This is a genomic window from Microbacterium hominis NBRC 15708 (assembly GCF_001592125.1).
GTDB classification, from domain to species: Bacteria; Actinomycetota; Actinomycetes; order Actinomycetales; family Microbacteriaceae; genus Microbacterium; species Microbacterium hominis.
The window spans coordinates 1-8,357 of the sequence record NZ_BCWI01000033.1; the positions used below are offsets into that span (position 1 = coordinate 1).

Annotated in this window: 8 protein-coding genes; 7 read left to right on the forward strand and 1 reads right to left on the reverse strand. The window is 71.8% G+C overall.

Going from position 1 to position 8,357, the window contains the following annotated elements; translation table 11 throughout:
- The coding region (locus tag MHO01S_RS15865; protein WP_061782590.1) for an alpha/beta hydrolase at window positions 1–674 on the reverse strand (674 nt) is incomplete at its 3' end.
- Window positions 675–762: 88 nt separating this feature from the next.
- On the opposite strand from MHO01S_RS15865, the gene MHO01S_RS15870 reads away from it, so the two are divergent.
- The 7 genes from MHO01S_RS15870 to MHO01S_RS15900 form a co-directional block, all read left to right on the forward strand.
- Window positions 763–1,995 (forward strand): alanine racemase, encoded by a 1,233-nt coding sequence (locus tag MHO01S_RS15870; protein ID WP_060959795.1) that lies wholly within the window; start codon window positions 763–765, stop codon window positions 1,993–1,995.
- Window positions 1,992–3,305 carry a D-arabinono-1,4-lactone oxidase gene (locus tag MHO01S_RS15875; RefSeq protein ID WP_060959794.1) on the forward strand — a complete coding sequence of 438 codons (1,314 nt, stop codon included), beginning with the start codon at window positions 1,992–1,994 and terminating at the stop codon, window positions 3,303–3,305. The genes MHO01S_RS15870 and MHO01S_RS15875 overlap by 4 nt, the downstream gene beginning before the upstream one ends.
- Window positions 3,306–3,425: 120 nt before the next feature.
- Window positions 3,426–3,992, forward strand: coding sequence for a LemA family protein (locus MHO01S_RS15880; RefSeq protein ID WP_005052555.1), 567 nt, complete (start codon window positions 3,426–3,428; stop codon window positions 3,990–3,992).
- Between the two features lie 13 nt (window positions 3,993–4,005).
- Entirely contained in the window at window positions 4,006–4,893 is an 888-nt protein-coding gene (locus MHO01S_RS15885) for a M48 family metalloprotease (protein WP_060959793.1), read from the forward strand.
- Between the two features lie 16 nt (window positions 4,894–4,909).
- Window positions 4,910–6,109 carry an AI-2E family transporter gene (locus MHO01S_RS15890; RefSeq protein ID WP_061782591.1) on the forward strand — a complete coding sequence of 400 codons (1,200 nt, stop codon included), beginning with the start codon at window positions 4,910–4,912 and terminating at the stop codon, window positions 6,107–6,109.
- A complete protein-coding gene (ilvA, locus tag MHO01S_RS15895; RefSeq protein ID WP_061782592.1) occupies window positions 6,106–7,332 on the forward strand; it encodes a threonine ammonia-lyase in 1,227 nt (408 codons plus the stop codon). Before MHO01S_RS15890 ends, ilvA begins: the two co-directional genes overlap by 4 nt.
- Window positions 7,333–7,479: 147 nt before the next feature.
- Window positions 7,480–8,357: putative endonuclease domain-containing protein (locus tag MHO01S_RS15900; RefSeq protein ID WP_060959790.1), on the forward strand; the 878-nt coding region annotated here is incomplete at its 3' end.

Genomic DNA, 8,357 nt, shown 5'->3' on the forward strand with positions numbered 1-8,357 from the left:
TCGATCGGGCTCATCGAGGGATCCCGGAGGTCGCGCGTGCCGGCCCACGCCCCGGCCGCAGCGCGCAGACCGGTGCAGCGCAGAGTGGGGTCGCGCCGTTCCCGCTGCCAGGCTCCGGCCGTGCGCATGGTCGGGTCGACCCACGGTGCCAACAGGATCAGTCCGTCGAGCGGATGCCGATGGGTGTCGCGGACGCGCAGAGCCAACGTCGTCGCGACGTTGCCCCCGGCGGAGTCGCCCGCCACGAAGATCTCCCTGGTGGTGGGGCGGTGCGCCACCTCGTCGTAGACCGCGTCGATGAACGCCTCCGCCTCGTCGACGGTGTGCTCCGGCGTGAGCGGATACGGAGCGATCGTGAGGGCGGCGCGCGTGGCCGTCATGATGCGCTGGACGATCCACCAGTGCTCACGGACCATCGGGCTCACGAACCCGCCGCCGGGCAGGTAGATCAGTTCGCGTCCGACGACGTGATCGTGCGGCTGCCAGCGCAGCACCGTCGAACCCGCGACCCTGCTCTCCGTCAGACGCCCGAACGCGCCGGCATCCCGCGGCGGCGGGGCGAAGGTACGCTGCGGATCGACCCGGGACAGATACTCTGCACCGGAGAGGTCACGACGCGTCCGCCCGGACGTGAGCCACAGCGCGCCGACGGTGAGCTTCATGAGCAGGGTCACGCGTCGAGACTAACGTCCGGGTTCCGCTGTCGATGACACCGCGTGTCATCTAGGCTGGTGCCCTCACGCGCGAAGGAGCCCCGATCAGATGAGCCTCGACCTCCTGAGCCTGCGCACGCAGTCCGACGATGCGCGGCGCGATCCGTCGGCCTCCTGGGCGGCACGCTCCGCGGCGATCGCGGAGCTGTCCGGGCCCGTGGCGACGATCGACCTCGACGCGTTGCGCTTCAACGCGATGGACCTCGTCGTGCGCTCCGGAGGCGTTCCCATCCGCGTGGCGAGCAAGTCGATCCGCGTGCGCGAGGTGCTCGACGCGACGCTCGCGATCGCGGGCTTCCGCGGCATCCTCGCGTTCACCCTGCCGGAAGCGCTCTGGCTCGCCCGCGACCACGACGACGTGGTGCTCGGGTACCCGACCGTCGACCGGGCCGCGCTGGCCGCGCTCGTGCACGACGATGAGGCGGCCGCCCGCATCACGCTGATGGTCGACGACCTCGCGCAACTCGACGTGGTGGATGCCGTGGCCTCGCCCGCCTCCCGCGCGACGCTCCGCGTCGCGATCGACGCGGACGCCTCCTGGCGGTCTCCGATGCTCGGACACATCGGTGTGCGACGCTCGCCCGTGCACGAGCCCGCCGAGGTCACCCGTCTCGCACGCGCGATCACGCGCCGACCCGGCTTCCGCCTCGTCGGGCTGATGATGTACGAGGCCCAGATCGCCGGACAGCCCGACGCGACCGGCTCGGGCGACGCCGTCATCAGATGGATGCAGGGCCGATCGCGCAGCGAGCTCGTCGACCGTCGCGGGGCCATCGTCGCCGCACTGCGGGAGATCGCACCGCTCGAGTTCGTCAACGGCGGCGGCACGGGCTCGCTCGAGTCGACCTCGGCCGACCTCGCGGTCACCGAGACGACGGCCGGCAGCGGCCTGCTCGCCGGGCACCTCTTCGACGGATACCGCGCGTTCGACCCGGCGCCCGCGGCGGCGTTCGCCCTCGAGGTGGTCCGAAAGCCCACCGCGGACATCGCCGTCGTGCTCGGCGGCGGGTGGATCGCGTCGGGACCGCCCGTGGTCTCGCGTCAGCCCCTCCCGGTGTGGCCGCCGGGCCTCAAGACGCTCGCGCGCGAGGGCGCCGGAGAGGTGCAGACCCCGTTGCAGGGCGATGCCGCCCGCGGCCTGGCGGTGGGGGATCGCGTGTGGTTCCGGCACGCCAAGAGCGGCGAGCTCGCCGAGCGCGTCGACCGCTACCACTTCACCCTCGGCGATCGCCTCGTGGGCGAAGCGCCGACGTACCGCGGCGAAGGGAAGAGCTTCCTGTGACACGACCGGGCGGCACATGGCAGAACTGGGCGCGCACCGAACGGGTCCGTCCGCAGCTGGTCGAATACCCGACGACCGTGGAGGCCGTCCGACGCTCGGTACGCTCGGCCGCCGCCCGCGGACGAGCCGTGAAGGCGGTGGGCGCGGGACACAGCTTCACCGGCATCGCCGTCGCGCCGGGAACCCTGCTGGAGCTCACGGAGCTCTCGGGCCTGATCTCCGTCGACCGCGACCGGGGGAGGGCCCGGATCCTCGCCGGCACACGGCTGCATCGGATCCCCGCCCTTCTCGCGCCCTACGGACTCGCGATGGCCAACCTGGGCGACATCGACCGGCAGTCCATCGCGGGAGCCGTCTCGACCGGCACCCATGGGACGGGTCTGGGCTTCGGCGGGCTCGCGACCCAGGTGGTGGCCGCGACGCTCGTCACCGCCGACGGCGAGCTGCTCACCGTCGACGAGGACCACGAGCCCGAGCTGCTGCCCGCCGTCGCCCTCGGTCTGGGTGCCCTCGGCATCCTCGTCGACGTCACACTGCAGTGCGTGCCCGCCTTCGGCCTGCACGCCGAGGAGCGCCCCGAGGACCTCGACGCGGTGCTCGGCGCGCTGGATGCGCGGATGCGCGACGCCGACCATTTCGAGTTCTACTGGTTCCCGCACACCGACGTCGCCCTCACCAAGACGAACACCCGGCTCGCCGCCGATGCGCCCACCGCGCCGCTGTCGATCGTGTCGCGGGTGATCGACGACGTGGTCGTCGGCAACGGCGTGCACCAGCTGGCCTGCTCCCTCGGTCGGACGGTCCCGGCCCTCGTCCCCGGCATCAATCGGCTGTCGGCACGGGTGTGGGGAGACCGCGAGTTCTCCGACGCCTCGCACCGCGTGTTCGCGACGAGCCGCGGCGTGCGCTTCCGCGAGATGGAGTACGCGGTGCCGATCGAGCACCTGGGCTCGGCCGTCCGCGCCGTACGCGCGCTCGTCGACGCGCGCGGGTGGCGTGTGGAGTTCCCGATCGAGGTGCGGGTCGCCGCCGGCGACGACCGCTGGCTGTCGACGGCCCACGGCCGCGACAGCGGGTACGTCGCGGTCCATCGGTACTGGCGGGCCGATCATCGCGCCTACTTCGAGGCGGTCGAGCAGATCATGCTCGATCACGACGGACGTCCGCACTGGGGGAAGCTCCACACCCTGGATGCGGCGACCCTACGGAGCCGCTACCCCCGCTTCGACGACTTCGTCGCCCTGCGCGAGCGACTCGATCCCGGGCGCATGTTCCGCAACCCCTACCTGGACCGGATTCTCGGCGCCTGATCGCGTCCACCCGCGCGCGCCGCGCGGGTGCGCGAGGTGGGGAACGCCTGGGAGTGGGGGTCGGGGCCGACGCGGGACGCCGTGACGCCGATAGGATGAGCCTCAGTCGATGGGAGTCGTATGGAATGGCTGATCCCGGTCCTGATCGTCGTCGCTCTGGTGGTGATCGCCGGAATCTATCTGTGGGCGACGTACAACTCGCTGGTGGCGCTCGGCGTGCGCGTCGACGAGGCCTGGAGCGACATCACCGTGCAGCTCAAGCGTCGCGCCGACCTGCTTCCGAACCTCATCGAGACGGTCAAGGGCTACGCCGCGCATGAGAAGGCGGTCTTCGAGAACGTCACCCGCGCCCGCGCCGAGACGCTCACCGCGGGCTCGCCCGCGGAGGCGGGCGTCGCCGAGGGGCACATGCAGCAGGCGCTGAAGTCGCTGTTCGCCGTGGCAGAGGCCTACCCGCAGCTGCAGGCGAGCCAGAACTTCCTCCAGCTCCAGCAGTCGATCGTCGACACCGAGGACAAGATCCAGGCGTCGCGCCGGTTCTACAACGGTGGTGTGCGCGAGCTCAACACCAAGATCAAGGTGTTCCCGAACAACATGTTCGCCCGGAACCTCGGCTTCCACGAGCGGGAGTTCTTCGAGGTCGTCGACGGCGCCGCCATCGCCGAGCCGCCGCGCATCCAGTTCTGAACGCGCGCGCGGCATGTACTCCGCGATCGCACGCAACAAGCGCAACACCTGGCTGATCCTGGCCGGCTTCGTCGTCGTGCTCGGACTCATCGGTCTCGCCGCCGGCTGGCTCGCGGGCAACAACTGGTGGATCACCGCCTTCGTGCTGCTCGGCTCCGCGGGCTACGCCACGGTGCAGTATTTCGTCGCCGATCGGGAGGCGCTCGCGCTGTCGGGGGCCCAGCCGGTGACGAAGGAGGAGGCGCCCCGCTACCACCGCCTCGTCGAGAACCTCTGCATCTCGACCGGCACCCCCATGCCGGCGCTGTACGTCGTGGAGGATCCCGCCCCCAACGCGTTCGCCACCGGACGCACGCCCGATCGGGCCGCGATCACGGTCACCACCGGGCTGTTCGAGCTCATGACCGATCGTGAGCTGGAGGGCGTGCTCGGCCACGAGCTCGGCCACATCCGCAACTACGACATCCGGGTGTCGCTCGTCGTCTTCGGCCTCGTCGTCGCCGTCGGCCTCGTCGCCGACATCCTGCTGCGCATCGCCTTCTTCGGGGGCGGCCGTCGCGGCGGCAACAACCAGTCGCAGCTGGTCTTCCTGATCTTCGGCGTCGTGGCCGCCATCGTCGCGCCGCTGCTGGCCGCCCTCGTGCAGGCGGCGATCTCCCGCCAGCGCGAGTACCTGGCCGACGCGACGAGCGCGCTGACCACCCGCGACCCCGACGCGCTCGCGTCCGCGCTCGCCAAGCTCGGTGAGTACGGGCGGCCGCTCGCCAAGGCGAACACCTCGATGGCGCACCTGTGGATCAGCGACCCGCTGCGCCCCGGAGCGGTGCAGCGCATGTTCGCGACGCATCCGCCGATCCCCGATCGCATCGCCCGTCTGGAGGAGATGGGCGGACGGTTCTGAGTCTTAGACTGGCGGGATGAGCGGTTCCGACGACACACCCGGCTCCGCACCGCGCGGGTCGTTCCTCGACGCCCTGCGCGAGCGGACGGTCGCCTCGGACATCGACCGCGGACTGCCGCGCGGACTGCGCGTCGCGACCGCCTACGCCTGGCGGTTCGTGGTGATCGCGGCGGCCGCCGGCATCCTCATCTGGCTCGTCATCCAGCTGAAGCTCCTCGTCATCCCGCTGCTCGTCTCCATCTTGATCACGGCGCTGCTCTGGCCCGTGTTCACGTGGATGCTGCGCCGCGGCGTGCCGCGATGGCTCGCGATCGTGATCGCCGTCATCGGCACGATCGGCGTGATCGGGGGGCTCCTGTGGCTCGCCGTCTGGCAGATCACCCGCGAGTGGGCGAGCGTGCAGGCGCGCACGACGGAGGCGATCGGCCAGTTCCGCGACTACCTGATCGACGGCCCCCTGCACCTGACCGCCCAGCAGATCGACGACCTCCTCGCGCAGGCGTGGACCTTCCTGCAGCAGCAGGCGGAGCTGCTGTGGTCGGGCGCCCTCGTCGTGGGCTCCACGGTCGGGCACGTGGTCACCGGCGCCGTGCTCGCGCTGTTCATCCTGCTGTGTACGCTGGCGGACGGTGCCGGCATCTGGCGGTGGGTCGTGCGGCTCTTCCCGCGCCGCGCGCGCAGCGAGGTCGACGGCGCCGGTCGCGCGGGATGGCGGACGGTCGTCACCTACGCCCGCACCCAGCTGCTGGTCGCGACCATCGACGCGACCGGCATCGCGCTCGGCGCCTTCCTGCTGGGCGTTCCGCTGGCGATCCCGATCGGCGTCCTCGTCTTCCTCGGCGCCTTCGTCCCCTTCGTCGGTGCGATCGTCACCGGAGCGCTGGCCGTCTTCCTCGCCCTCGTCTACAACGGACCGTGGATCGCGCTGTGGATGCTGGTGGTGGTGCTCGCCGTCCAGCAGCTGGAGGGACACGTCCTGCAGCCGCTGCTGATGGGGTCCGCCGTCAAGGTGCATCCGCTGGCCGTGGTCCTCGTCGTCACCGGGGGAGCCATGATCGCCGGCATCCCGGGCGCCCTCTTCGCGGTGCCCCTCGCCGCCTTCGTGAACGTCGTCGCCGTCTATCTGGGGCGTCGAACCGAGAACGGGGCGCTGCCACCCGACAGCGCCGACCTCATCTGGAGCACCGTTCCCCGCAGCAGGAAGAAGACCGCGTGACCCTCCCGACCCTGGCGGAATTCGAGGACGCCGCCGCCGTCCTCCGCGACGTCATCGTGAAGACCCCCTTCGACGTCTCCGAGCACCTCACGGAGGTGCTGGGTGCGCCGGTGTACCTCAAGCTCGAGAACCTCCAGCGCACCGGATCGTTCAAGATCCGCGGCGCGACCTACCGTCTGTCGCGGCTGAGCGCGGAGGAGCGTGCGCGCGGCGTCGTCGCCGCCTCGGCGGGAAACCACGCCCAAGGCGTCGCACTGGCCGCCCAGAAGCTCGGCATCCCGGCGACGATCTTCATGCCACTAGGCGTCCCGGTGCCCAAGCTGCTCGCCACCCGCGGCTACGGCGCCGAGGTGGTGCTGGAGGGGGCGACGGTCGAGACGCCGCTGCGTCTCGCCGCAGAGTTCGCCGAGCGCACCGGCGCCGTGATGATCCACCCCTACGACCACCGCGATGTCATCGTCGGTCAGGGGACACTGGGCCTGGAGGTCTGGGATGCCGTGCCCGACCTCGACACCGTCGTGGTCGGCATCGGCGGGGGAGGCCTGATCGCGGGCGTCGCCGCCGCGGTGAAGGCCCGCGCCGCGCTCGAGGGCCGCACGGTCCGGGTGATCGGCGTGCAGGCGGAGAACTCCGCCGCCTATCCGTCCTCTCTCGCCGCGGGGGTGCCCCTCACGGTCGACACGACCCCGACGATCGCGGACGGCATCGCCGTCGCGCGCCCCGGTGACGTGCCCTTCGAGGTGATCAGCGAGCTGGTCGACGAGGTCGTGACGGTCAGCGACGACGACATCGCGCGGGCCCTGCTGGTGCTGCTCGAACGCGCGAAGCAGGTCGTCGAGCCCGCCGGAGCCGTCGGCGTGGCCGCGATCCTGGCCGGGAAGATCATCGCGAGCGGGCCGACCGCCGTGATCCTGTCGGGCGGCAACATCGACCCGCTGCTGCTGCAGCGTGTCGTGGCGCACGGACTTGCGGCATCCGGTCGGTACATGACGCTGCAGGTGCCGCTGCCGGATCGCCCGGGCCAGCTCGCGCGGGTGTCGGAGCTGCTGGCGATCGCCGGCGCGAACGTGATCGAGGCGCTGCACACGCGCCACGGCCAGGGGCTGCAGATCAGCGAGGTGATCCTCCAGCTCAGCGTCGAGACGCGCGGTCAGGAGCACCGCGCCCACGTCATCAGCGTGCTCGAGGAAGCGGGCTTCCGCCCCCGCGTCGCGCAGGACTGAGCCTCTCCGCGAGTTTCGGTCGCCTCACACGCCCGAAACGCGTGCGGACGCCGTTTCGGGCGCTCGAAGCGACCGAAACGCGGGCCGCGGGGCGGCTCCTGTGGACGGGGAGAGATGGGGCGGGGGATGCTGCGGCATCCTCGAGTCATGTCCGAGCTGCCGCGCGCGTTCACCGTCGCTCGCGCGCGCGCCCAGGGGACCGCGGCGTCGGCACTGCGCTCGCGCGCGCAGTGGGCGCGTCCGTTCCGCGGGCTGCGCGCCGCGGTCGACGCGACGTGGGTCGACGTGACCCGGGCCCGCGTCGCGGCGGCGGGGGAGGGTGTCTTCGTGTTCGGCCCCAGCGCGCTGCGGCTGTGGGGGCTCGACCTGCCCGCGCCTTACGCCGACGACGGACTTCTGCATCTCGCGGTGCCGCGTCCGGGACGGGCTCCGCGCGGCGAGGGTGTGGTGGGGGTCAGCGTCGGCATCGATCCGGTGCTCGGCACCTGGCGGCTCGGCATCCGGGTCACGACGCCTGCACGGACGTGGGTGGATCTCGCGCGGATGCTGTCCGTTCCGGCGCTCGTCGCCGTCGCCGATCGGCTGTGTCTGCCCGAGCTCGACGCGTGCACCATCCGCGAGCTGCAGGTCGCGCTCGACCTGTCGCCGCGGGTGCGCGGCGCCGCGCACCTGCGTGCCGCGTGGCCGCTCGTGGTGCCAGGGGCTGAGTCGTACCCGGAGTCGCAGATCCGGGTCTCGCTGGAGACCGCGGGTCTGCCGCGACCGCTCGTGAACGCCGAGATCCGCGACGGCCGAGACCTGGTGGCGCGCGTCGACCTGCTCTTCGCGCCCTGGGGCGTGGTCGTGGAGTACGAAGGGGCCCATCATGCCGATGACCGGCGCCAGTGGCGCCGCGACCTCACCCGGATCGGGGAGCTGCAGCGCCTGGGCTACATCGTCGAGCGCGCGCACGCCGACGACCTGCGCGATCCGGCGCGGCTGATCGCGCGCGTCCGCACGCACCTCGAGCGCCGCGGCTGGCGCGG

Excerpts from the sequence above, each read along its gene's own strand:
- MHO01S_RS15870 (WP_060959795.1), top strand. The coding sequence starts at position 763 with ATGAGCCTCGACCTCCTGAGCCTGCGCACGCAGTCCGACGATGCGCGG.
- MHO01S_RS15885 (WP_060959793.1), top strand. The coding sequence starts at position 4,006 with ATGTACTCCGCGATCGCACGCAACAAGCGCAACACCTGGCTGATCCTG.
- MHO01S_RS15890 (WP_061782591.1), top strand. The coding sequence starts at position 4,910 with ATGAGCGGTTCCGACGACACACCCGGCTCCGCACCGCGCGGGTCGTTC.
- MHO01S_RS15880 (WP_005052555.1), top strand. The coding sequence starts at position 3,426 with ATGGAATGGCTGATCCCGGTCCTGATCGTCGTCGCTCTGGTGGTGATC.